This window comes from Streptomyces sp. Da 82-17 (assembly GCF_046098215.1).
Classification (GTDB): domain Bacteria; phylum Actinomycetota; class Actinomycetes; order Streptomycetales; family Streptomycetaceae; genus Streptomyces.
The window spans coordinates 312,192-335,659 of record NZ_JBJURH010000002.1; the positions used below are offsets into that span (position 1 = coordinate 312,192).

The window sequence follows — 23,468 nt, forward strand, 5'->3', positions numbered from 1 at the left end:
GGGGACTGACAGCCGTCGGGCACTCGGCGGTAGCTTCGTGCGTTGGAAGGGGCGGAACATCTGTCCCATGTGGCATGCACCAGGAGGCACCAGCGATGTCGGTCCCCGAGCTCAGCGCCGAGCAGCGCGGTGAGCAGATCCTCAGTGTGTTCGACACCGCGTTCGGCGAGCTCCTCGCCGCCGACCCGGCCGCGTTCCGCGTGAAGTTCCGCAAGATGGCGGCGAGCGCGTTCGCCTTCTACCGCGGCACGGCCTGCCTCTTCTACCACGACCTGGAGCGCGAGCAGCACGGCGGCCCGTACCTGGACGAGCGCACCGGCAAGGTGTGGATCCACGGCGACCTGCACGCCGAGAACTTCGGCACGTACATGGACTCCCAGGGCCGCCTGATCTTCAACGTCAACGACTTCGACGAGGCGTACGTGGGCCCCTTCACGTGGGACCTGAAGCGGTTCGCCGCCTCCGTCGCCCTGATCGGGTACTCGAAGGCGCTCTCCGACGACCAGATCACGGCCCTGGTGCGGACGTACGCGGCGGCGTACCGCGAGCGGATCCACGCGCTCGCGACCGGCGCGAAGGACGACGAGGTGCCGCCCTTCACCCTGGACACGGCCGAGGGCCCGCTCCTGGACGCGCTGCGCTCGGCGCGCTCGCTGACCCGGTTCGGGCTGCTCGACTCGATGACGGAGATCCGCGACTTCGAGCGCCGCTTCGGCGCGGGCGGCGGCGCCGTCGAGCTGGACGCCGCGACGCGGTACAAGGTCCTGGCCGCCTTCGACGGGTACCTGGAGACGCTGCCCGAGTCGTCCCTGTCCCGCCCGGACTCGTACCGGGTGAAGGACGTCGTGGGGCGGCGCGGGGTCGGGATCGGCTCGGCGGGGCTGCCGTCGTACAACATCCTGCTCGAGGGCAATTCCGACGCCCTGGAGAACGACGTCGTGATCTACCTGAAGCAGGCGCAGACCCCGGCGGTCTCGCGGCACGTCACGGACCCGGAGATCCGGGGCTACTTCCAGCACGAGGGCCACCGCACGGTCATCTCGCAGCGCGCCCTGCAGGCGCACGCCGACCCGTGGCTCGGCTGGACGGAGCTGGACGGCGCGGGCCAGCTGGTCGCCGAGGTGTCGCCGTACGCGGTGGACCTGGACTGGTCGGACATCGACGAGGTGGACGAGATCGCGGCGGTCGTCGCCGACCTGGGCCGGGCCACGGCCACGATGCACGCGGCGGCGGACGACGAGAGCGGGCACTCCGAGCTGGTGCCGTTCTCCACGGAGCGGGCGATCGACGCGGCCATCGCGGCCGACGAGGACGGCTTCGGCGACCTGCTCGTGGACTTCGCGCACGCGTACGGGGCGCGGGCGCGGGCGGACCACCAGATCTTCGTGGACCTGTTCCGCAACGGCCGGATCCCGGGACTGTAGGCGCAGAGCGCGAGGACCGGGGTTCGGGCCGGGAGACAAGGCCTGGGGCCGGGCCGGGGCGTTCACAGGAAATCTTGAAGGGGGGCTTACACCGAGGCATGGCAGACTTTCGCGCCATGGACATATCCGGTACGCAGCTCCGCGCGGCGCGGGCAGCGCTCTTCACGGCGGTCGTCGTGACGCTGTCCGCCGCCTCGCACGTGCTGCTGTCCCGGGTGCCGCTGCCGCTGACCACGGTCGCCGCGGTGAGCGCGGTCGTCTTCGCGCTCGCGTATCTGCTTGCCGGGCGGGAGCGCGGCTTCTGGCGGATCGCCGCGCTGCTCGTCCCGCTCGAACTCGCCGCGGACACGGTGTTCACGGCCGGCCAGCACGTCTGCTACGGCGCGGCGGGCGGCCCGGTCGCCGGCCCGCTGCGCTCCTTCGGCCTCGACGTCCTGTGCGCTGGTGACGGTCTCGGCGCGGCCCTCGCGCGGGCCGCGGGCGGTGGGCAGCGCCCGGCCGCCGACCTGCTCGCCTCCGCCGACCCGGCCACGGCCTGGCTGCTGCTCGCCGCGCACGTCGGCGTGGGCCTGCTCGCCGCGGCCTGGCTGCGGCGTGGGGAGAGCGCCCTCGCGCAGCTGCTCCGCGCCACCGCCCAGCTCGCCTTCCGGCCGCTGCTGCTCGCGGTGGCGGCCGTGTCCGTGCGCATCGATCCCGTACGGCGTGCCCGGTCGTGGGCGCACCAGGTGCGGCTGCCGCGCGCGTGGCTCGTCGCGCACTCCGTGAACCGGCGTGGACCGCCGTGCCAGGCCCCGCTTTTCGCCTGAGCACGACCACCCCACCCACGTCACGGACTTACGGAGAACAACCATGAGCAAGCGCAACAGCCAGGCGGCGAAGACGGCGGCCCGCGAGCGGCTGCGGGCCGAGCGGGAGCGGCAGGCCAAGAAGGACAAGATGCGCCGGCAGGTGATCGTCGGCGTCAGCGTCGTCGGCGTGCTTGCCGCAGCGGGCGGCGTCGGCTGGGCCGTGATGCAGGCGAGCAAGCCGAGCGCCTGGGAGGCCGCGAAGACCGCGAAGGTCGTCGCCCCCGCCAACACCTCGGGCAAGAACGGCACGACGGTCGTCATCGGCGAGGACAGCGCGAAGAAGACCCTGGAGCTGTACGAGGACCCGCGCTGCCCCGTGTGCGCCAGCTTCGAGCAGGGCGTGGGCAAGACGATCGAGAAGGACGTCGAGGACGGCAAGTACAAGGTCCGCTTCGTCGGCGCCTCGTTCATCGACAACGCCGCGCAGGGCGAGGGCTCCAAGAACGCCCTGAGCGCGCTCGGCGCCGCCCTGAACGTCTCCCCCGAGGCGTTCCTGAAGTACAAGTCGGCGCTCTACTCGGCCGAGCACCACCCCGAGGAGACGGACGACAAGTTCAAGGACGACTCGGCCCTGATCGACATCGCGAACGACGTCCCGGAGCTCAAGGGCAACAAGAAGTTCCAGAAGGCGGTCGAGGACGGCACGTACGACCGCTGGGCCCTGGAGATGTCGGACGTGTTCCAGAAGAGCGGGGTCGAGGGCACGCCCACGCTGAAGATGGACGGCAAGAAGCTGGAGGCGGAGTTCCCCGACGGCCAGAAGGGCACGCCGATGACGGCCGAGCAGTTCACGAAGACGATCGACGCGGCTCTCAAGGGCTGATCGCCGTACGACACATGAGAGAAGAGCGGGCGAACTTTCGAAGTCCGCCCGCTCTTTGCTCATACCGGTCAGTAATCTGACCGTTCGTGACCAGTAGACTCCGCAGTCAGATTCCCGGCCGCACCCCCGGCCCGCTCGCCTCAACTCCCGGTCGCCGTACGGTCGTCAAGGCCGCCGCGGCCACCGCCGCCGCCGTCCCGCTCGCGGCCGCGCCGCTCGCCCGCGCCGCCGAGAACGGCCCGGCCTTCCTGCACGGCGTCGCCTCCGGCGACCCGCTGCCCGACGGGGTGCTGCTCTGGACCCGGGTGACGCCGACCGCCGATGCCGTGCCGGGCTCGGGCAAGGGACCGGACACCGCGGTGCGTTGGGAGATATCCGAGGACCGGGACTTCGCACGGATCGCGGGCAGCGGATCCGTCACCGCGCGTGCGGCGTCCGACCACACCGTGAAGGCCGATGTAAGGGGCCTGCGCCCTGCGACCGACTATTACTTCCGCTTCACGGCGGGCAGTTCGGACACCGGCTCCCCCGACGCCGCCCCCGCCGTCTCCCCCGTCGGCCGCACCCGCACCACCCCCGCCCACGAGGCGAGCGCCCCCAACGTCCGCTTCGGCGTGGTGTCCTGCGCGAACTGGGAGGCCGGCTGGTTCTCCGCGTACCGCCACCTCGCCGACCGCCCCGACCTGGACGCGGTCCTGCACCTCGGGGACTACCTCTACGAGTACGAGTCCGGCGGCTACCCCGTCGACGAGGACGTGCTCCGGCAGCACAAGCCGCTGCACGAGATCGTCTCCCTCGCCGACTACCGCACCCGGCACGGCAACTACAAGACGGACGCCGACCTCCAGGCGCTGCACGCCCGGCACCCCGTCATCGCGATCTGGGACGACCACGAGTTCGCCAACGACACCTGGTCCGGCGGCGCCGAGAACCACACGCCGGGCGCCGAGGGCGACTGGGCCGCGCGCCAGGCCGCCGCCAAGCAGGCCTACTTCGAGTGGATGCCGGTCCGCCCCGCCACCGAGGGCACCGTCTACCGCCGCATCCGCTACGGCAAGCTCGCCGACCTGCACCTGCTCGACCTGCGCTCGTTCCGCTCCCAGCAGACGACGGTCGGCAACGGCGACGTGGACGACCCGGAGCGCACCCTCACCGGCCGCGCCCAGCTGGACTGGCTGAAGCAGGGGCTCGCCGCCTCGCAGGCGCGGTGGAAGCTGGTCGGCACCTCGGTGATGATCTCGCCGGTGGCCTTCGGCTCCGTACCGGCCCATCTCCTCGGTCCGCTCGCGGAGTTGCTCGGGCTGCCGAAGGAGGGGCTCGCGATCAACGTCGACCAGTGGGACGGCTACACCGACGACCGCAGGGAGCTCCTCGCCCACCTCACGGACCGGGGCATCCGCGACACCGTGTTCCTCACCGGCGACATCCACATGGCGTGGGCCAACGACGTGCCGGTGAAGGCAGCCACGTACCCGCTGTCGCAGACCGCCGCCACCGAGTTCGTCGTCACCTCGGTGACCTCGGACAACCTCGACGACATCCTGAAGGTCGCCCCGCAGACCGTGTCCCTCGTCGCGGCCGGCGCGATCAAGGCCGCCAACCGGCACGTGAAGTGGGTCGACATGGACTCGCACGGCTACGGCGTCCTGGACGTCACCGCCGAGCGCTCGCAGATGGACTACTACGCGCTGTCCGACAAGCAGGACCCGCGGGCCACCTCGTCGTGGATCCGCTCGTACCGGACGCTTTCCGGCACGCAGCGCGTCGAGCGCGCGGACCAGCCCGTACGCTGATCCGCATGAACGGGGACGGGGGCGCGGGCCGCACCAGGATCGTCGACGGGCGCTTCGAGCTGATCGAGCGGCTCGGCAGCGGAGGCATGGGCACCGTGTGGCGGGCACGCGACACGGTGCTGCACCGCGAGGTCGCCCTCAAGGAGGTCCGCTCCCCCGACCCGGCGCTGTCCCCGGACGCGGACCGGGTGCTGCGCGAGCGGGTGCTGCGGGAGGCCCGCGCGCTCGCCCGGCTCAGCCATCCGCACGTGGTCACGATCCACCACATCGTGGACGCCGCGGCGGACGGCCACCCGTGGCTGGTGATGGAGCTGCTGCCCGGCCACACCCTTCAGGACCGGCTCGCCCAGGGGCCGTTGAGCCCGCAGGAGGCCGCGCGGCTCGGCCGTCAGGTGCTCTCCGCGCTGCGCGCCGCGCACGCCGCCGGCATCCAGCACCGGGACGTGAAGCCGGCCAACGTGATGCTGCGCACGGATGGCAGCGCGGTCCTCACCGACTTCGGCATCGCCGCCCTGCAGGGCACGTCGCCCCTGACGGCCACCGGCGACCTCATCGGCTCGCCCGAGTACATCGCCCCGGAGCGCATCCGCGGCACCGACGACGACCCGGCCTCCGACCTGTGGTCCCTGGGCCTCGTCCTGTACGTCGCGGTGGAAGGCGTCAGTCCGATGCGCCGGGCCACCACGCTCGCCACGCTCGCCGCGGTCCTCGACGAGCCCGTCCCGCCGCCGGTCCGCTCGGGCCCGCTCGCCCCGGTCCTGTCCGCGCTGCTCGTCCGCGACCCGGCCGCCCGCCCGGACGCCGCGCAGCTGGACGCGATGCTGACGCGCGTCGAGTCGGGCGAGCCGCCGCTGTGGCCGGACCGCCCGACGCAGACCACGTCGTACGCGGCGCCGCCGCCCCCGCCGCCCACGGCCGTCGACAGCCCGGCGGGGCAAGGGGCTCACGGGGCGCCCGGCCCGTACGGAGCGCCCGGCAGCCCGTACCCGATGGCTCCCACCCGGCACCAGCCGCCCGCCTCCGGCCGCGGTCGTACGCCCGTGATCGTCGGCGTGGTCGCGCTCGCCGTCGCCCTGGTCGTCGGCACCGGCCTGGTGTTCGCGCTCGGCGGCTCCGACGGGAAGCGGACGGAGGGCGGTACGAACCCGACGCCGACCCGCGCCGCGTCGCCGCACCCGTCCAAGTCCCCGGGCCGCGGCCCCGGTACGGGCCCCACCGGAACGCCGACGCGGAAGCCCGGCCGTACGCAGACGCCGCCGGCCTCCGGGGTCTGGATCGCCCAGCTGCACTCGGAGCCGGTCTCCGCGGGCACGGCCGCCCGGGACAAGCGGCTCGCCACCATCCGCAAGAACGCGCCCGGCGCCCGCTTCCTGCGCAGCGACAACTACGCCTCGCTCAAGCCGGGTTGGTGGGTGATCTACGTGCCGGGCCCGTTCGCCGACGGCCGGGCCGCCCTCCGGCACTGCGCGACCCTCGGCCGGACCACGCCCGACACCTGCGTCGGCCGGTACCTCAGCCGCGACCGGGCCGACCTCCCCCTGCAGTGCCGCCCGCCCGCCGCCGCCCCGACCGGCCGCTGCGTCCGCGACCAGGACCGTTCCTGAGCCCTGCCGGACCTACAGCGACGCGACGAAGTCGAGGGCGACCCGCCACGTCTGCTCCGCCGCCTCGGCGTCGAAGTCCGGCAGGTCCGGGTCCGTGTAGAGGTGCCCCGCGCCCGCGTACCGGAAGACCTCCACGTCCGCGCCGGCCCTGCGCATCCGCAGGTACCACGCGTTCAGCCAGTCGTGCGGCTCGAACGGGTCCGGGTCGGCGACGTGCAGCTGCACCGGCAGGTCGTCCACCGCCGCGTCGTCCGCGATGTCCGAGGTGCCGTGCAGCAGGAGCAGCCCGCGGGCCTTCTCGTCGGCGAGCGCGAGGTTCTGCGCGAGGGAGCCGCCGAGCGAGAACCCGGCGTACAGCAGGCCGCGTTCGGAGTACGGTGCGGCGGCGACGACGGCGCGGCGGAGCAGCTCGTCCGAACCGATCTCCTCCTTGATCTTCATCCCCTCCTCGACGGTGTCGGTGGTCCGCCCGTCGTAGAGGTCGGGCACGTGCACCTCGTGCCCCGCGGCGCGCAGCCGGTCGGCCGCGGCGTGCACGGCCGGGCGCAGGCCCTGCGCCGAGTGGAAAAGCATGATGTCCATGCGTCCATCGTGCCAGGCGCACTTACCCTCGAACGCATGGAGAACGTACTGCGTCCGCTGATCGTCCTCGGTGGCACGGTCGTCCTCACGCTGGTCGTGGGCTGGCTGGTGGACCGCCTGCTGCAACGCGTCGACGCCCGGCATCCCGAGACCCCGCTGTGGGGTCTGCTGCGCCGCTGCCGCCTGCCCCTCCAACTGGTGCTCGCCACCGCCCTGTTGACCGCCTCGCACGACCAGTCCGGCCTGTTCGCGGCCCACCGCGACGGCGTCACCCACCTCCTCGCCCTGATACTCATCGCCTCGTCCGCCTGGCTCGTGGTGCGGATCGCGACGGCCGTCGTCGACGCCTCGTACGCGCGGTACGCGGCGGCGCACCGCGATCCGGCCCGGGTGCGCCGGGTGCGTACGCAGGTCACGCTGATCCAGCGCGTGGTGACGGCCGTGGTCGCGGTGGTGGCGGGCGCGGCGATGCTGCTCACGTTCCCCGCGATGCGCACGGCGGGCGCCTCGCTGCTCGCCTCGGCCGGGGTGCTCGGCATCGTCGCGGGCATCGCCGCCCAGTCCACGCTCGGCAACCTCTTCGCGGGGCTGCAGATCGCCTTCGGCGACATGGTGCGGATCGGGGACACGGTGGTCGTGGACGGCGAGTGGGGCACGATCGACGAGATCACGCTCACGTTCCTGACCGTCCGCACCTGGGACGACCGCCGGATCACCATGCCCGTCTCGTACTTCACGTCGAAGCCGTTCGAGAACTGGTCGCGCGGCGGCGCCCAGATGACCGGGACCGTCTTCTTCCACCTGGACCACCGCGCGCCGCTGCCGGAGATGCGGGAGAAGCTGCACGACATCCTCCGCGACTGCCCGGCCTGGGACGGCCGCGACTGGGGCCTCGCGGTCACGGACACGACGCCGACGACGATGCAGGTCCGCGCCCTGGTCACGGCGAAGGACGCGGACGACGTCTGGACGGTGCGCGTCACGGTCCGCGAACAGCTGCTGCGCTGGCTCGCGGAACACCACGCGTACGCCCTCCCCCACGTCGCCACGGCCCCGGCCCCGGTGCCGCCGCAGGTCAAGCACGTGGCGGAGCCGGAGCTGCGGACGGGGCGGGGCTAGCCACCGCGGCTCAGCGCAGGCTTCGTACGTCGAGGTGCCGCAGCACCCGGTCCACGATCTCCGGGTCGGAGCCCGGCTCGTTGCGCGCGGCGAGCACCTCGTGCCGGGCGGCGCTCATCATCTCGCCCTGGATCCGCCGCACCCGCTTCACCCACGCACTGCGCTTGGCGTACGCGGCTCTGCGGTCCTCGTCGACCATGTCGGGGCTGATCCGGGCGCCGATGTCGTAGGCGCGGCGGGCCAGTTGCTCGGCGAACTCCTCCGGCAGCTCCTCGACCTCCTGGATCTCCTTGAGCCGCCGCTTCGCCGCCTTCGCGGCCCGTACGGCGAGCTCCCGCTCGTACGCCTCCTCGGCCTCGGCGTCGGCCTCGACGCCGAGCTTCCGCACCATCCAGGGCAGGGTGAGGCCCTGCAGGACGAGGGTCGCCATGATCACCCCGAAGGCGATGAAGATGATCTCGTTGCGCACCGGGAACGGCTCCCCCGCGTCCGTCTCCAGCGGAATGGCGAGCGCCAGCGCCACGGACGCCACACCGCGCATCCCGGACCACCACATGACGACGGTCTCCCGCCAACTGACCGGGATCTCCTCGTCGTAGTCGCGCTTGTGGTGCAGCCGCATGGCGATCCAGGTCGCGGGCAGCAGCCAGAAGAGGCGTACGAACACGACGACCGCGGTGACCGCCGCGGCCCAGCCGAGGAGTTCGCCCCAGCGGCCCGAGGCGGTCCTGATGGCGTTGTGCAGTTCGAGGCCGATGAGACCGAAGGCGATCCCGGTGACGAGGGTGTCGACGACCTCCCAGAACGTGCGCCCCGCGAGCCGCCCCATCACGTCGTCCGCGTCCACCGCGTACTCCGCCAGGAACAGCGCGGTCACCAGCACCGCGAGCACCCCGGACCCCTTCAACTCCTCGGCCAGGACGTACGAGACGAAGGGCACGAGGAGGGTGAGGCCGACCTGGAGCGTGGCGTCGTCGAGGAAGCCCATCAGCTTGTTGGCGGCCCAGCCGATGCCGAGGCCGACGGCGAGCGCGACGACCGCGGAGAGCAGGAATTCGAGGGCGGCGTGCGGCACCGAGAAGGAGCCGCTGACGGCGGCGGCGATGGCGACGTGGTAGAGCACGATCGCCGTCACGTCGTTGAACAGGCCCTCGCCCTCCAGGATCGACACGAGCCGCCTGGGCAGCCCGAGTTGACCGGCGACGGCGGTGGCGGCGACCGGGTCGGGCGGCGCGACGAGGGCCCCGAGCGCGACGGCCGCAGCGAGCGGAAGCCCCGGCACGACGGCGTTGGCGACCACCGCGACCGCGGCCGTGGTGACGAAGACAAGGGCGACCGCGAGCAGCAGGATCGGCCGCAGGTTGGCGGTGAACTGGCGCCAGGACGTGCGCTGCACGGAGGCGTAGAGCAGCGGCGGCAGGACCAGCGGAAGGATGAACTCCGGCGGGATCTCGACGTTGGGCACGAACGGCAGCAGCGCGAGCACGATTCCGGCGACGGTCATGAGCACCGGCGCGGGCAGCCCGAGCCGCGCGCCGAGCGGCACGCTCAGCACGGCCCCGAGGAGCAGGACGAACAGCAGGGCCAACTGGTCCACTTCGCGGGCCTCCGGAGGCGTGCGCTACGGGCGCCGGCGCCACGGGGGGGCGGCGCACGGGCGCGCCCCCGGAGACCGGGAACGCGCCTTCAAGCCTGCCACGCAATTCCGGCAAACCGCTCACCCGGGGTGGTTCAGGGCGCCACCTCGTCGTAACTCCGCCCGACCCGGGCCCCGTTGAGGTACGCGGTGGCCTCGCCCTTCACGCCGTCGGAGCGGTAGACGCCCCATTTGTCGGTGACCCAGTCGGCGCGCAGGGTCGCGCCCTTGAACGCCGTACCGCCCCCCAGCTGCTGCGGCTCACCGTCGTACCAGAGCTTCACCGAGCCCTTGTCCGGGTCCGCGGAGACGGTGACGCCGACCACGAAGTGGTGCCACTCGCCGGTGCGCAGCGGGGTGTCCCAGAGCCGGGTGGTCTTCATGTCCGGGTCGCAGTACTCCAGGTCGACCGTGCCGTCGCCGCGCGCCCGCAGCGAGAGGGGCGGGGTGGCGGCGCCGCTGCCGTAGTCCTTGAGCTGCCAGAGGGCCACCCAGTCACCGGACTTGGTGGGCAGCGGGTCCCACATCGAGCGCCAGCCGATGTAGACGGTGTCGCCCTCGTCAAAGCGCAACCGCGACCCGTCGGGCCGCTTGTGCCCACGCGTCTCGACCCGCACCCGGTCCTCGGGCGTGACCTTCTCACCGGAGGTGTACAGCCGGTACGACTTCCCGTACGTGCCCTTCGGGTCGTCCACCACGGAGACCTCACCGGGCTTCTTCTCGACGCCCTCGAAGACGGCGGTGCCCTTGGCCGGGTCGGCCTGCCAGAGCGGGGCGGCGACCTCGGTGGCGTTGGCGTTCCAGACCCCGGCCAGGGCGAGGGCCCCTACGGCGGTCAGTGACGCGGCGACGGCCCGGCGGCGGCGCGGGTTCCTGCGGTGCTTGCGGGAGACGGCCTGACGCATGGGAGCTCCTGTGGGGGCAGGGGGCAACTCCCGGGAAAACTAGGGACGTTGAGCACCCCCGTCAAGAAGAACAGGAAACTTTCCTAACCCCCTTGCCGACCGCCCGTCCGTCGCCCCGAGCTTCCGCCGCATCGCCCGGTGCACGATCCCCGCGTCCAGGAACTCCTCGCCGTACGCCTCATATCCGAGCCGTGCGTAGAACTCCAGGGCGTGTGTCTGCGCATGCAGGTCGACCGCCGCGAGGCCCAGGCCGGCGGCCGCCTCTTCAAGGGCCCGCACCAAGGCGGCCCCGACACCCCGCCCGCGCGCGGCCCGCGTCACCGCGAGCCGGCCGAGGGAGCCGACGGCCGGGTCGCCGCCGGTCTTCGCCTCGGCCGCCGCACCGTGCAGCAGCCGGCCCGTCCCGAGCGCCGTCCCGTCGTCCCCGACGGCGAGCACATGAAGGGCGGCGTCGTCGTACGCGTCGTACTCGATCTCCTCCGGTACGCCCTGCTCGGCGACGAACACCTCTTGGCGCACCGCGAAGCAAGCCTTGCGGTCGGCCGTGGACTCGGCGGCCCGGACCGCGAACGGCCCGGACGTCACGCGCTCTCGGCCCGGACGCGGTCGAGGGCGATCTGCAGGTCCTCCGGGTAGCCGCTCTCGAACTCGACCCAGCGGCCGTCGCCGGGGTGCTCGAAGCCGAGCCGCACCGCGTGCAGCCACTGCCGGGTGATGCCCAGCCGCTTGGCGAGCGTGGGGTCCGCGCCGTACGTCAGGTCGCCGACGCAGGGGTGGCGGTGGGCCGACATGTGCACCCGGATCTGGTGCGTGCGCCCGGTCTCCAGCTTGATGTCGAGCAGCGAGGCCGCCCGGAACGCCTCCACCAGGTCGTAGTGCGTCACCGAGGGCTTGCCCTCGGCGGTGACCGCCCACTTGTAGTCGTGGTTCGGGTGGCGGCCGATGGGGGCGTCGATGGTGCCGCTCATCGGGTCGGGGTGGCCCTGGACGAGCGCCTGGTACCGCTTGTCGACCGTGCGCTCCTTGAACTGGCGCTTCAGCGACGTGTACGCGTACTCGGACTTGGCGACGACCATCAGGCCCGACGTGCCGACGTCCAGGCGGTGCACGATGCCCTGGCGCTCGGCGGCGCCGGAGGTCGAGATGCGGTAGCCCGCCGCGGCCAGGCCGCCGATCACGGTCGTGCCGGTCCAGCCGGGGCTCGGGTGCGCGGCGACGCCGACCGGCTTCATGATCACGACGATGTCCTCGTCGTCGTGCACGATCTCCATGCCCTCGACCGGCTCCGCGACGACCTGCACGGGTGGCGCCGCCTGCGGCATCTCCACCTCGAGCCAGGCCCCGCCGCGCACGCGCTCGGACTTGCCGACGACGCTGCCGTCGACCTGCACCTTTCCGGCTGCGGCCAGCTCGGCGGCCTTGGTGCGGGAAAAGCCGAACATGCGGGAGATGGCGGCGTCGACGCGCTCGCCCTCCAGGCCGTCGGGCACGGGCAGGGTGCGGATCTCGGGAATCGTGCTCACCCGTCGAGTATGCCGGACGGCTACGACAGCCCCGTACGAGAGCCCGTGCGAGCGCCCGTACGCGAAGGGGGTCAGTCCTTGTGGACCGTGCCGTCCGGGTCCAGGCCGCGGAAGGACAGGATCACGATCAGGATGCCGCCGCACACGATCGCCGAGTCCGCGAGATTGAACACCGCGAAGCCCTTCGGCGCGATGAAGTCCACGACCGCGCCCTCGAAGACGCCGGGCGCGCGGAAGATCCGGTCGGTGAGGTTGCCGAGCGCACCGCCGAGCAGCAGGCCGAGTGCGATCGCCCACGGCAGGCTGTAGAGCTTGCGGGCGAGCCGGGCGATCACGACGATCACGGTGGCCGCGATGATCGTGAAGATCACGGTGAAGGCCTCGCCGATGCCGAAGGCCGCGCCCGCGTTCCGGATCGCCTGCAGCTGCAGCCAGTCCCCGATGAGCTGGATCGGCTCGTGGTGCTCCAGCTTCTCGACCACGATCACCTTGCTGATCAGGTCCAGGGCGTACGCCACCGCCGCGATCGCGAACAGCATCGCGATCTTCCGGCGTCCCTTGGGCTGCTCCGACCCGTCCGTGGGCTGCTCGGACCCGGCCTCGGCCGCCGGCTCATCGGGCCGCTCGCTCACCTCGGCCGAACCGTCCGACCCCGTGGCCTCGTCCGCGCCCGCCGGGGCCGGGGTGCCGTCCGCACGCTCCGGCTCCGCACCCGCCCCGGCGTCCTCGCTGTCCGGCGTACCGATGATGCGCTCCGCCTCTGCCACGTGAGTCCCTCAACCCTAGATTCCGACTGAGGACGAGGGTACGGCACACACTCACAGTGACTGCTCCTCAGGAGCGCCGTTCCTGCTTCTGCTTGCACTCCACGCACAGGGTCGCGCGCGGGAACGCCTGCATCCGCGCCTTCCCGATGGGATTGCCGCAGTTCTCGCACAGCCCGTAGGTCCCCGCGTCGAGGCGTTCCAGGGCGCGCTCGGTCTGCTCCAGCATCTCCCGCGCGTTGTTCGCGAGCGCCATCTCGTGCTCGCGCGTGATGTTCTTCGTCCCGGTGTCCGCCTGGTCGTCGCCGGCCCCGTCCCCGGAGTCCCGCATCAGCCCCTGCAGCGACTCCTCGGACGCCACGATCTCGGTCCGCAGCCGGCCCGCCTCCTCCGACAGCAGGGTGCGCGCCTCGGCCACCTCCTCCGGGGTCCACGGGTCCTCGCCGGGCCGTACGGCGAGCTCGCCCGGCTCGGCCGCGACCGCTCGCGCCTTCGGTACGGAAGGGGCCGACGGCCCGGCCGCCGTCGCCCCGGTCTTCTTCGCAGCCACCGACTTGGCTCCCGTCTTCTTCGCGGCGTGCGCCGCTTCCTCGGCCGTCTGCTCCTCAGCAGCGGCCTTCTTGGTCGCGCCCTTCCCTCGGCCCTCGGCGGGCTCGGACTTCTCCGCCTCGCCCTCGGCCCGTCCGGCCGCCGCCTTCGTGCTCTTGCCTGCGGCCGTCTTCTTGGTGCTCTTGGTGGTCTTGCTGCTGGACTTCGTGGCCTTGGCGCCCTTGGCGGCGCTGCTCGCCTCGGTGGCCTTGGCGGCGGCCTTCTTCTCCTCGACGGCGTCCGTCTCCGCACCCGCCTCGGCGTCCGCGTCCGGCACGGCCTTCGTCACGACCTTCTTCGCGGTCTTCGCTGCCGCGGTCTTCGCTGCCGCCGTCTTCTTGGTCGCGGTCTTCGTCGTGCTGCTCTTCTTCGCGGCGCTCTTCTTCGCCGCGGACTTCTTCGCCGCCTTCTTCGTCCGCTCCGGGTCCTCCGCGTGCTCGGCCGCGGCCTGTTTCTCCGTCAGGTCACCGGCCGCCGCACCAGCGGATCTGGCGGACGCCGACTCCGATACGGCGGTCTTCTTCGCCACCATGGCCGCGGCCCCTTCACATTTTGTGATCTTGCTCGCGAATCGTGCTGGGACGATAAATCGACTCCAGGCCCGCGGCAACGGGGCACGCCGCCCGATCCGCCCGCCCCACGGCTGCGCCGGGACCGGCATGCATCCGTTGTGCCCAGCTCCCCGCCGGGTAATCCGGCCCAGGCCCCGGGCCGGGATCCGGCACCGCGCGTGTGGCCATTCGGGTCAGCCCCGGAGCCCGTACCGTCGCCGCCCATCCACCAGTGATGCGCCCTATTTTGCACCTGTTTCGGGGCATAAACTTGAACGAAAACCAGGCGCTACAAAGGAGGTGCACGATGCGCAAGACAGCCGACTGCCGCGACTTCCCCAGCGAGTCCAACTGCACCCTCACCATCTCCGGCGAGGAAGAGGAAGTGGTCCGCGCCGCCAGCGAGCACGCGGTGTCCGTGCACGGCCACACCGACAGCCTCGACCTGCGCAAGATGGTCCGCGACAACCTCAAGGACGTGATCCCCGAACACGCCTGACCCGGCACCGCCCCACCCCTCACCGCCCCCGAGCCCCCACCGCCCCGGGAAATCCGGTCGGCCCACCGCGCCGCGGCCCCGTACACTGGGCACAGCGAAAAGGCATGGATGGGGACGAGTAGCGTCCGTACGCAGCCAGGAGCGACCCGGGGACGGTGAGAGCCCGGGGGCCCGCGCGAACGTGAAGATCACCCCGGAGCCGCCGGAAGAAAGCCGCAGCGGCCGAGCGATCGGCAGCGGCGGCGAGTAGACCCGGCCGCGACCCCAATGAGGGGGCCCACCGGCGCAGTCCCGAGCCCGGCGGGCCAAGGAGGGTGGTACCGCGGGAGCCCGCGCCGCACGGCGCAGGCCGGCTCTCGTCCCTCCGACGGAAACAGTGTCCGCCGGAGGAAGCTCGTTGAACACGCAGCCGCAGTACCGCCAGGTGCCCGCCCAGGTCGACCTGCCCGCCCTCGAGCACGCCGTGCTCGACTTCTGGCGCGAGCAGAAGATCTTCGCCAAGAGCCTGGAGCAGTCCGAGGGTCGCCCCGAGTGGGTCTTCTACGAGGGCCCGCCCACCGCCAACGGAATGCCCGGCGCCCACCACATCGAGGCCCGCGTCTTCAAGGACGTCTTCCCGCGCTTCCGCACCATGCGCGGGTACCACGTCGCGCGCAAGGCCGGCTGGGACTGCCACGGCCTGCCCGTCGAGCTCGCCGTCGAGAAGGAGCTCGGCTTCAACGGCAAGAAGGACATCGAGGCGTACGGCATCGCCGAGTTCAACGCCAAGTGCCGCGAGTCCGTGACCCGGCACACCGACGCCTTCACCGACCTCACGACCCGCATGGGCTACTGGGTCGACCTCGACGACGCGTACCGCACGATGAACCCCGAGTACATCGAGTCGGTCTGGTGGTCGCTGAAGCAGATCTTCGACAAGGGCCTGCTCGTCCAGGACCACCGTGTCGCCCCCTGGTGCCCCCGCTGCGGCACCGGCCTCTCCGACCACGAGCTGGCGCAGGGGTACGAGACGGTCGTCGACCCGTCGGTCTACGTCCGCTTCCCCGTCACCTCCGGCCCCCTCGCCGACCAGGCCTCGCTCCTGGTGTGGACGACGACGCCGTGGACGCTGGTGTCCAACACCGCGGTCGCCGTCCACCCCGACGTCCGGTACGTGGTGGCCACCGACGGCAACGAGAAGCTGGTCGTCGCCGAGCCGCTCGTCGAGAAGGCGCTCGGCGAGGGCTGGGAGACCACCGGCGAGTCCTTCACCGGCGCCGAGATGGAGCGCTGGACGTACCAACGCCCGTTCGAGCTGGTGGAGTTCCCGGCTCCGGCCCACTTCGTCGTCAACGCCGAGTACGTGACGACCGAGGACGGCACGGGTCTGGTCCACCAGTCCCCCGCCTTCGGTGAGGACGACCTCAAGGTCTGCCGCGCGTACGGCCTGCCGGTCGTGAACCCGGTGCTGCCCGACGGCACCTTCGAGCCCGAAGTCCCCCTCGTCGGCGGCGTGTTCTTCAAGAAGGCCGACGAAAAGCTCACCGCGGACCTCGACGAACGCGGCCTGCTCTTCAAGCACATCCCGTACGAGCACAGCTACCCGCACTGCTGGCGCTGCCACACGGCCCTGCTCTACTACGCGCAGCCGTCCTGGTACATCCGGACGACCGCCGTCAAGGACCGTCTCCTCGAGGAGAACGAGAAGACCAACTGGTTCCCCGAGTCGGTCAAGCACGGCCGCTTCGGCGACTGGCTGAACAACAACATCGACTGGGCCCTGTCCCGCAACCGCTACTGGGGCACCCCGCTGCCCATCTGGCGCTGCGAGGAGGGCCACCTCACCTGCGTCGGCTCCCGCGAGGAGCTGTCCGAGCTGACGGGCACGGACCAGTCGTCCCTCGACCCGCACCGCCCGTTCATCGACGACGTCACGTTCGCCTGCACCCACGAGGGCTGCTCCCACGAGGCGGTCCGCGTGCCGGAGGTCATCGACGCCTGGTACGACTCGGGCTCGATGCCGTTCGCGCAGTGGGGCTACCCGTACAAGAACAAGGAGCTCTTCGAGTCGCGCTACCCGGCGCAGTTCATCTCGGAGGCCATCGACCAGACCCGCGGCTGGTTCTACACGCTGATGGCCGTCGGCACCCTGGTCTTCGACAAGTCGTCGTACGAGAACGTGGTCTGCCTCGGTCACATCCTCGCCGAGGACGGCCGCAAGATGTCCAAGCACCTGGGCAACATCCTGGAGCCCATCCCGCTCATGGACCAGCACGGCGCCGACGCCGTCCGCTGGTTCATGGCCGCCGGCGGCTCCCCGTGGGCTGCCCGCCGCGTCGGCCACGGCACGATCCAGGAGGTCGTCCGCAAGACCCTCCTCACGTACTGGAACACGGTCGCCTTCCAGGCCCTCTACGCCCGTACGTCGAAGTGGGCCCCGTCGGCCGCCGACCCGGCCCCGGCCGACCGCCCGCTCCTGGACCGCTGGCTGCTCAGCGAGCTCAACACCCTGGTCGAACAGTCCACGGAAGCCCTGGAGTCGTACGACACCCAGCGCGCCGGCAAGCTCCTCTCGGCCTTCGTCGACAACCTCTCCAACTGGTACGTGCGCCGCTCCCGCCGCCGCTTCTGGCAAGGCGACAAGGCCGCGCTCCGCACCCTGCACGAGGTCGTCGAGACGGTCACGCGGCTGATGGCCCCGCTGACGCCGTTCATCACCGAGCGGGTCTGGCAGGACCTGGTCGTGCCGGTGACGCCGAACGCCCCGGAGTCGGTGCACCTGGCGACGTGGCCCGAGGCGGACAACTCCCTTGTGGACCCGGTGCTTTCGCAGCAGATGGCGCTGGTGCGGCGGCTCGTCGAGCTGGGCCGCGCCACGCGTGCCGAGTCCGGCGTGAAGACCCGCCAGCCGCTGTCCCGCGCCCTGGTCGCCGCCAACGGCTTCGACGCGCTCGGCGAGGAACTCCGCGCCCAGATCACCGAGGAGCTGAACGTCTCCTCCCTCGCCTCGCTCTCCGAGGTGGGCGGCTCCCTCGTCGACACGACGGCCAAGGCCAACTTCCGCGCCCTGGGCAAGCGTTTCGGCAAGGGCGTCCAGGCGGTGGCCAAGGCCGTCGCGAACGCCGACGCGGCCGCGCTCTCCCTGGCGCTGCGCGACGGCTCGGCGACGGTGGAGGTCGAGGGCGAGACGGTCACCCTCACCCCGGACGAGGTCTTCATCACGGAGACCCCCCGCGAGGGCTGGTCGGTCGCCTCCGAGGCCGGCGCCACGGTCGCGCTCGACCTGGAGATCACCGAGGACCTGCGCCGTGCGGGCCTCGCCCGGGACGCGATCCGCCTGATCCAGGAGGCCCGCAAGAACAGCGGGTTGGACGTCGCGGACCGGATCGCGGTGCGCTGGTCGGCCACCTCCGGGGACACCACGGACGCCCTCGCCGAGCACGCCGCCCTGATCGCGGACGAGGTCCTCGCCCTGGACTTCGCCGAGGGCGAGGCCGACGAGGCGTACGGCGCCCCGTTCACCGACGACGGCCTCGGCCTGACGTTCCGCCTCCGCAAGACCGAGGCGTGACCGCCCGGCACGACCGAGGCGTGTGACCGCCCGGCGCCGGCCGTCAACCGCAAGGCCCGGTGTCGCCCGATCCGACGGATCGGGCGACACCGGGCCTTCGGCGTTGTGTGCCGGGGCACAGCTGCGCCCACGACCCGTGTCCGATCCCCAACTCGCCCCGCACGCACGGCAAAAGGGCCTGGCCCCGGGAGAATTCCCGGGGCCAGGCCCTTTAGCGCTGCCGACGCTCTACGCGCGCTGCGCGCGCTCAGCCGTCAGTTGTCGTCCTCGTCGATGAGGAAGCCGCGCATCGGGGACGGAGCCTGCTGCATCGGCTGCGGACCCTGCGGCCGCACCGGCGCCATCGGCTGCGTCATCGCGGGCGACATCTGCTGCTGGCCGCCGTACGAGTTGCCACCGGAGGTGCCTCCGTGGCCGCCCATCGACTGGTTGCCGCCCATGGTGTGGTTGCCGCCGCCCATGGAGGGCGCACCGGCGGAAGCCATCGAGGGGGACGGCGGCAGCGAAGCCGTCGCCGGCGTCCGCGGCGGGGCCAGCGAGTCGTCGGCCTGGGTCTCCAGCTGACGCAGCTGGGACTCGAGGTACGACTTCAGACGCGTGCGGTACTCGCGCTCGAAGCCGCGCAGGTCCTCGACCTTGCGCTCCAGCGTGGCGCGGGCGGACTCCAGGGAGCCCATCGCGACGCGGTGCTTCTCCTGCGCGTCCCGCTCCAGGGCGTCGGCCTTGGCACGGGCGTCACGCTCGAGACCCTCGGCGCGCGAACGGGCCTCGCCGACGATCTTGTTGGCCTCGGAACGGGCCTCCGCGATCGCCTGGTCGGCGGTCTGCTGCGCGAGCGAGAGGACGCGGGCGGCGCTGTCGCCACCGGGACCGCCCTGACCGCCGCCGCCACCCTGCGGCAGCTGCGGACCGTGACCGCCCATGGGACCGCCCATCGGGCCGCCCTGCATGGGACCGGGGCCCTGCGGACCACCGTGGCCGGCGTTCGGACCTGCGGGCAGCTGCGGCGCTCCACCGGGCAGCTGGGGCGGACCCAGGTGCTGTTGCTGCTGCGGCGGCACCGGCTGCGGACCCGATATTGCGGCGGGCACCGGGGCGCCGGGACCGCGCTGTTGCTGCTGCTGGTCCTGCGGCTCGGGCTTGCGCATGCCGCCCTGCTGCTGGTTCTGCGCGGCGGCACGGGTCGCTGCGGCGAGCTTCGCGCGCAGGTCCTCGTTCTCGCGGAGCAGTCGCGTCAGTTCGGCCTCGACCTCGTCGAGGAAGGCATCGACCTCGTCCTCGTCATAGCCTTCTCGGAGGCGGACGGTCGTGAACTGCTTGTTCCGCACGTCCTCGGGGGTCAACGGCATCTCTTCACCTCAACGTAGTCGTCGGCATTCGGCAAGAACGTAGTTGACATCGCGCTCACAGCCGGCTCACGACGGAGATCAGGATGTAGACGATGATCATCAGCACGAAGAAGGACAGGTCGAGCGCCACGCCCCCGAGACGCAGCGGCGGGATGAACCGCCGCAGAAGCTTGAGCGGTGGATCAGTGACAGTGTAGGTGGCCTCCAGAACGACCACCATCGCCTTGCCGGGTTGCCATGAGCGGGCGAACTGGAAGACGTAGTCCATGACCAACCGGAAGATCAGCACGATCAGGAAACACATCAGCGCGATGTAGAGCACATCCCAGACAACGCTCATTGTTCGCGCTTCCCTCTCCCCTGTCTCGAACTTCTCGTAACCGGTCTTGCGTCTCAGCTCTGGTTGAAGAACCCGCCCTCTGCGATGCGGGCCTTGTCCTCCGCCGTGACATCGACGTTAGCAGGCGACAACAGGAACACTTTCTGCGTTACCCGCTCAATGCTGCCGTGCAGTCCGAAGACCAGACCGGCGGCAAAGTCGACAAGTCGCTTCGCGTCGGTGTCGTCCATCTCCGTCAGATTCATGATCACCGGAGTGCCCTCACGGAAGTGTTCCCCGATGGTACGGGCCTCGTTGTAGGTCCGAGGGTGCAAAGTCGTGATGCGGTAGGGCTCCCGCTCGGAGACAACCTTGGGCATGATCACCGGTGCGTTCTTCTCCAGGCTCTGACGTTCAGGTGTGATAGATGCCACGGGGGCGATTCGTGCCGGACGTCCGATTTCAGCCGGTACCGGAGTGGCCGCCGGCATCGGTTCGCGCGGCGCAGGCGTCTGTGCCTTTCGCGCCGGTTCGTCCTGCGGCAGTTCATGTGCAGGCTCGTGCCGCCGGCGGTCCCGCTCGGGCTCCGGATCCAGTTCGGGCTCGAACTCGTCATCGGGGTCGAACCCCCGGCCGTCGTATCCGTCGTCCTCCACGAGGCCGAGGTAGACCGCCATCTTGCGCATCGCGCCGGCCATGCTCTGAGTCCTCCGCTCTGTGGTGGATCCGCTGTGCCACCAGGTGCTCGCGATCCACTCGGCACCCCCGCTGATCTGCGGGAATGACCATATTTTCTGCTGTGGTCCGACTTGCTTGGCGACGTTACCGGAGCCTGGGTCGGACTCCGAGTACCGCACTGCCGACGCGCACATGTGTCGCTCCGGCCGCAACGGCCTCCTCGAGGTCCGCACTCATCCCTGCCGACACCATGTTCGCAGCCGGATGGGCCGCGCGCAGGAGGGTTGAGAATTCCACCAGCCGCTGGAACGCCGCCTGTTGCCGTCCCGCGTACGGTCCGGTGAGCGGTGCGACGGTCATCAGACCGTCGAGCCGCAGCCCCGGAGCTTCCGCCACAAGTCCGGCCAACTCCTCGATTCCATCAGGTGCTACGCCTCCCCGGTCGCCCCGGCCGCCCTCTTCGGCGTCGAGCGCGACCTGGATCAGACAGCCGAGTTCGCGCTCCGCCTTCACCGCCGCGGCGGAGAGAGCTGTGACGAGCTTGGGACGATCCACGGACTGCACCAGATCGGCATAACTGACAACAGAACGAACCTTATTGGTCTGCAGCTGACCGACAAAGTGCCAAGTCAGCGGCAGGTCCGCGCACTCGGCGGCCTTCGGCGCCGCGTCCTGGTCGCGGTTCTCCGCGACATGGCGCACTCCGAGGTCGGCGAGGATCCGCACGTCGCTCGCGGGGTAGGTCTTCGTGACCACGATCAGGGTCACTTCGTCCCGCGCACGCCCGGCGGCCGCGCATGCCGCGGCGATGCGCTCCTCCACCTTCGCCAGATTCGCGGCGATTTCCGCCTTACGGTCCGTCATGCCCTATCAGTCCAGCCAGACATAGGCCGCGAGCCGACCGGTGGTGCGCTCGCGGCGGTACGAGAAGTGGTCTTCGGATTCCAGTGTGCAGACCGGCGACTGCTCCCGGTTCGTCACGCCGAGCCGCTCGAGTTGAGCGTGCACTCCCGCGGTCACGTCGACCGCCGGTGTCCCCCAACTCGTCTCCGAGTGGGCGGCGCTCTCGACCGCGGCGACGTCGGCCCGCATCTGCTCCGGTACTTCGTAGCAACGGCCGCAGACCGCGGGCCCGGTGCGGGCGATGATCCGGGAGGCCTCGGCGCCGAGTTCCGTCATGGCCTCGACCACGGCGGGCACGACTCCGGCGACGAGTCCGGGCCGGCCGGCGTGCGCCGCGCCGACGACTCCGGCGATCGGGTCGGCGAGCAGCACCGGCGTGCAGTCGGCGGTGAGAACGGCGAGCGGGATGCCCCGCCGGGCCGTCACCACTGCGTCGACGCAAGGAATGTCGGATTGATCACGCCACGGTCCGTCGACGACGGCGACGTCCCGTCCGTGCACCTGGTTCATCCACACCACGGCGCCGGGCTCGACACCCAGCGCCTTGGCGGCGAGTTCACGGTTGGCGCGGACCGCCTCGGGGGCGTCGCCGACCGCCCCGCCGAGGTTGAGCTCCTCGTACGGAACGGCGCTCACCCCGCCCCACCTGTCGGTGAAGGCGAAGTGCGCGCCGTCCACGGTGTTGTGCGCAGTTATCACTTGACGTCGGTCACTTCAGGAAGTCCGGCACGTCGAGCTCCTCGGCCGGGCTGTCCTGGTACGGACGGGCCGGCGGGACCTGCGGCGGGCTGACCGGCGCGGTCGCGATCTCGTTGACCGGGGCCGGCTCGGGAGCGGGCTCGGCGACCGGGGCCGGCTCCTCGCGCGGGGTCACGCTGCCGAGCGAGCCGAACGCCGGGCGGGACTCGGTGCTGGTGCTGCGCACCGGGGCCGGCTCCTCGCGCTTGCTCGCCGAGTTCGAACCGACCACGTTCTCCCGCTTGTTCGGCGGCTGGCCGCCGTCGAAGCCGGCGGCGATGACGGTGACGCGCACCTCGTCGCCGAGCGCGTCGTCGATGACCGCGCCGAAGATGATGTTCGCCTCGGGGTGGGCGGCCTCGCTGACCAGCTGCGCCGCCTCGTTGATCTCGAAGAGACCGAGGTCGGAGCCACCGGAGATGGAGAGCAGCACACCGCGGGCGCCGTCGATGGACGCCTCCAGGAGCGGCGAGGAGATCGCCATCTCCGCGGCGGCCACCGCGCGGTCGTCCCCGCGCGCCGAGCCGATGCCCATGAGGGCCGAACCGGCCTCGGACATCACGGACTTGACGTCCGCGAAGTCGAGGTTGATCAGGCCGGGCGTGGTGATGAGGTCCGTGATGCCCTGCACACCGGAAAGCAGCACCTGGTCCGCCGACTTGAACGCGTCGAGCACGCTCACCTGGCGGTCCGAGATGGACAGCAGACGGTCGTTGGGGATCACGATGAGGGTGTCGACTTCCTCGCGGAGTTCCGCGATGCCGTCCTCCGCCTGATTGGCGCGACGGCGACCCTCGAAGGTGAACGGGCGCGTCACCACACCGATGGTGAGTGCGCCGAGCGAGCGTGCGATGTTGGCCACGACGGGCGCGCCGCCGGTGCCGGTGCCGCCACCTTCACCGGCGGTGACGAAGACCATGTCGGCCCCCTTGAGGACCTCCTCGATCTCCTCGCGGTGGTCTTCGGCCGCCTTGCGTCCGACTGCCGGATTCGCTCCGGCGCCGAGTCCGCGGGTGAGTTCACGGCCGACGTCGAGCTTGACGTCCGCGTCGCTCATCAACAGGGCTTGCGCGTCGGTGTTGATGGCGATGAACTCGACGCCCTTGAGACCGACCTCGATCATCCGGTTGATGGCATTGACACCACCGCCGCCGACACCGATGACTTTGATGACTGCGAGGTAGTTCTGCGGTGCTGCCACGTCGAAGGCCTCTCGCCTCGAGTTACGTGTCGCCGCAACGCCGTGCGTGCGGTGCGACGACTGATGCCGAA

The 23,468-nt window shown here is 71.3% G+C and carries 20 protein-coding genes and 1 pseudogene; 8 read left to right on the forward strand and 13 right to left on the reverse strand.

The features are described from left to right. Nucleotides 1-95 precede the first annotated feature (95 nt). The 5 genes from ACIDOF_RS04370 (at nucleotide 96) to ACIDOF_RS04390 (ending at nucleotide 6,492) form a co-directional block, all read left to right on the forward strand. Nucleotides 96-1,424, forward strand: coding sequence for a DUF2252 domain-containing protein (locus ACIDOF_RS04370; protein WP_409004290.1), 1,329 nt, complete (start codon nucleotides 96-98; stop codon nucleotides 1,422-1,424). 116 nt (nucleotides 1,425-1,540) lie between these two features. Then, a complete protein-coding gene (locus tag ACIDOF_RS04375) occupies nucleotides 1,541-2,230 on the forward strand; it encodes a hypothetical protein (RefSeq protein ID WP_409004494.1) in 690 nt (229 codons plus the stop codon). A gap of 43 nt (nucleotides 2,231-2,273) precedes the next feature. Continuing rightward, on the forward strand, nucleotides 2,274-3,095 hold the full coding sequence (locus ACIDOF_RS04380) for a DsbA family protein (protein WP_409004291.1): 822 nt from the start codon (nucleotides 2,274-2,276) through the stop codon (nucleotides 3,093-3,095). Between the two features lie 86 nt (nucleotides 3,096-3,181). Beyond that, nucleotides 3,182-4,888, forward strand: a complete 1,707-nt coding sequence (locus ACIDOF_RS04385; protein ID WP_409004292.1) for an alkaline phosphatase D family protein — start codon at nucleotides 3,182-3,184, stop codon at nucleotides 4,886-4,888. A 5-nt stretch (nucleotides 4,889-4,893) separates the two neighbouring features. Then, the gene (locus ACIDOF_RS04390) at nucleotides 4,894-6,492 is read left to right on the forward strand and encodes a serine/threonine-protein kinase (RefSeq protein ID WP_409004293.1); all 1,599 of its coding nucleotides are present in this window, start codon (nucleotides 4,894-4,896) and stop codon (nucleotides 6,490-6,492) included. A 12-nt stretch (nucleotides 6,493-6,504) separates the two neighbouring features. On the opposite strand, the gene ACIDOF_RS04395 is transcribed toward ACIDOF_RS04390, so the two are convergent. Continuing rightward, nucleotides 6,505-7,074: a dienelactone hydrolase family protein gene (locus ACIDOF_RS04395; RefSeq protein ID WP_409004294.1), complete on the reverse strand. Its 570-nt coding sequence runs from the start codon at nucleotides 7,072-7,074 to the stop codon at nucleotides 6,505-6,507. 36 nt (nucleotides 7,075-7,110) lie between these two features. Here ACIDOF_RS04395 and ACIDOF_RS04400 point away from each other — a divergent pair, with 36 nt between their 5' ends. Next, nucleotides 7,111-8,193: a mechanosensitive ion channel family protein gene (locus tag ACIDOF_RS04400; RefSeq protein WP_409004295.1), complete on the forward strand. Its 1,083-nt coding sequence runs from the start codon at nucleotides 7,111-7,113 to the stop codon at nucleotides 8,191-8,193. A 10-nt stretch (nucleotides 8,194-8,203) separates the two neighbouring features. Here the strand turns inward: ACIDOF_RS04400 and ACIDOF_RS04405 are convergent, their stop codons facing one another. The 6 genes and pseudogenes from ACIDOF_RS04405 to ACIDOF_RS04430 form a co-directional block, all read right to left on the reverse strand. Further along, a complete protein-coding gene (locus ACIDOF_RS04405; RefSeq protein ID WP_409004296.1) occupies nucleotides 8,204-9,790 on the reverse strand; it encodes a Na+/H+ antiporter in 1,587 nt (528 codons plus the stop codon). A 134-nt stretch (nucleotides 9,791-9,924) separates the two neighbouring features. Continuing rightward, entirely contained in the window at nucleotides 9,925-10,734 is an 810-nt protein-coding gene (locus tag ACIDOF_RS04410; RefSeq protein ID WP_409004297.1) for a heparin lyase I family protein, read from the reverse strand. Between the two features lie 117 nt (nucleotides 10,735-10,851). After that, nucleotides 10,852-11,319 (reverse strand): annotated as a pseudogene (locus ACIDOF_RS04415) (GNAT family N-acetyltransferase); the annotation flags it as partial. Continuing rightward, nucleotides 11,316-12,257 (reverse strand): RluA family pseudouridine synthase, encoded by a 942-nt coding sequence (locus ACIDOF_RS04420; RefSeq protein WP_409004298.1) that lies wholly within the window; start codon nucleotides 12,255-12,257, stop codon nucleotides 11,316-11,318. The pseudogene ACIDOF_RS04415 and the gene ACIDOF_RS04420, both read right to left, overlap by 4 nt. Nucleotides 12,258-12,328: 71 nt before the next feature. After that, complete coding sequence (lspA, locus tag ACIDOF_RS04425; protein WP_409004299.1) at nucleotides 12,329-13,024, reverse strand: signal peptidase II; 696 nt, start codon at nucleotides 13,022-13,024, stop codon at nucleotides 12,329-12,331. A gap of 67 nt (nucleotides 13,025-13,091) precedes the next feature. Further along, entirely contained in the window at nucleotides 13,092-14,141 is a 1,050-nt protein-coding gene (locus ACIDOF_RS04430) for a TraR/DksA family transcriptional regulator (protein WP_409004300.1), read from the reverse strand. Nucleotides 14,142-14,467: 326 nt separating this feature from the next. Between ACIDOF_RS04430 and ACIDOF_RS04435 the strand changes: the two genes are divergently transcribed. Both ACIDOF_RS04435 and ileS read left to right on the forward strand, forming a co-directional pair. Further along, complete coding sequence (locus ACIDOF_RS04435) at nucleotides 14,468-14,659, forward strand: DUF1059 domain-containing protein (protein WP_409004301.1); 192 nt, start codon at nucleotides 14,468-14,470, stop codon at nucleotides 14,657-14,659. Nucleotides 14,660-15,056: 397 nt separating this feature from the next. Beyond that, nucleotides 15,057-18,209: an isoleucine--tRNA ligase gene (gene ileS, locus ACIDOF_RS04440; protein WP_409004302.1), complete on the forward strand. Its 3,153-nt coding sequence runs from the start codon at nucleotides 15,057-15,059 to the stop codon at nucleotides 18,207-18,209. A 254-nt stretch (nucleotides 18,210-18,463) separates the two neighbouring features. Here the strand turns inward: ileS and ACIDOF_RS04445 are convergent, their stop codons facing one another. From ACIDOF_RS04445 to ftsZ, 6 genes are all read right to left on the reverse strand, one after another. Next, nucleotides 18,464-19,558, reverse strand: a complete 1,095-nt coding sequence (locus ACIDOF_RS04445) for a DivIVA domain-containing protein (RefSeq protein ID WP_409004303.1) — start codon at nucleotides 19,556-19,558, stop codon at nucleotides 18,464-18,466. 55 nt (nucleotides 19,559-19,613) lie between these two features. Beyond that, nucleotides 19,614-19,898 (reverse strand): YggT family protein, encoded by a 285-nt coding sequence (locus ACIDOF_RS04450; protein ID WP_161698509.1) that lies wholly within the window; start codon nucleotides 19,896-19,898, stop codon nucleotides 19,614-19,616. A gap of 53 nt (nucleotides 19,899-19,951) precedes the next feature. After that, the gene (locus ACIDOF_RS04455; RefSeq protein WP_409004304.1) at nucleotides 19,952-20,575 is read right to left on the reverse strand and encodes a cell division protein SepF; all 624 of its coding nucleotides are present in this window, start codon (nucleotides 20,573-20,575) and stop codon (nucleotides 19,952-19,954) included. Nucleotides 20,576-20,699: 124 nt separating this feature from the next. Continuing rightward, on the reverse strand, nucleotides 20,700-21,419 hold the full coding sequence (locus ACIDOF_RS04460) for a YggS family pyridoxal phosphate-dependent enzyme (protein ID WP_409004305.1): 720 nt from the start codon (nucleotides 21,417-21,419) through the stop codon (nucleotides 20,700-20,702). A 6-nt stretch (nucleotides 21,420-21,425) separates the two neighbouring features. Next, nucleotides 21,426-22,136, reverse strand: a complete 711-nt coding sequence (pgeF, locus tag ACIDOF_RS04465) for a peptidoglycan editing factor PgeF (protein ID WP_409004495.1) — start codon at nucleotides 22,134-22,136, stop codon at nucleotides 21,426-21,428. Nucleotides 22,137-22,167: 31 nt separating this feature from the next. Continuing rightward, nucleotides 22,168-23,397, reverse strand: coding sequence for a cell division protein FtsZ (gene ftsZ / locus ACIDOF_RS04470; protein WP_409004306.1), 1,230 nt, complete (start codon nucleotides 23,395-23,397; stop codon nucleotides 22,168-22,170). Nucleotides 23,398-23,468 lie beyond the last annotated feature (71 nt).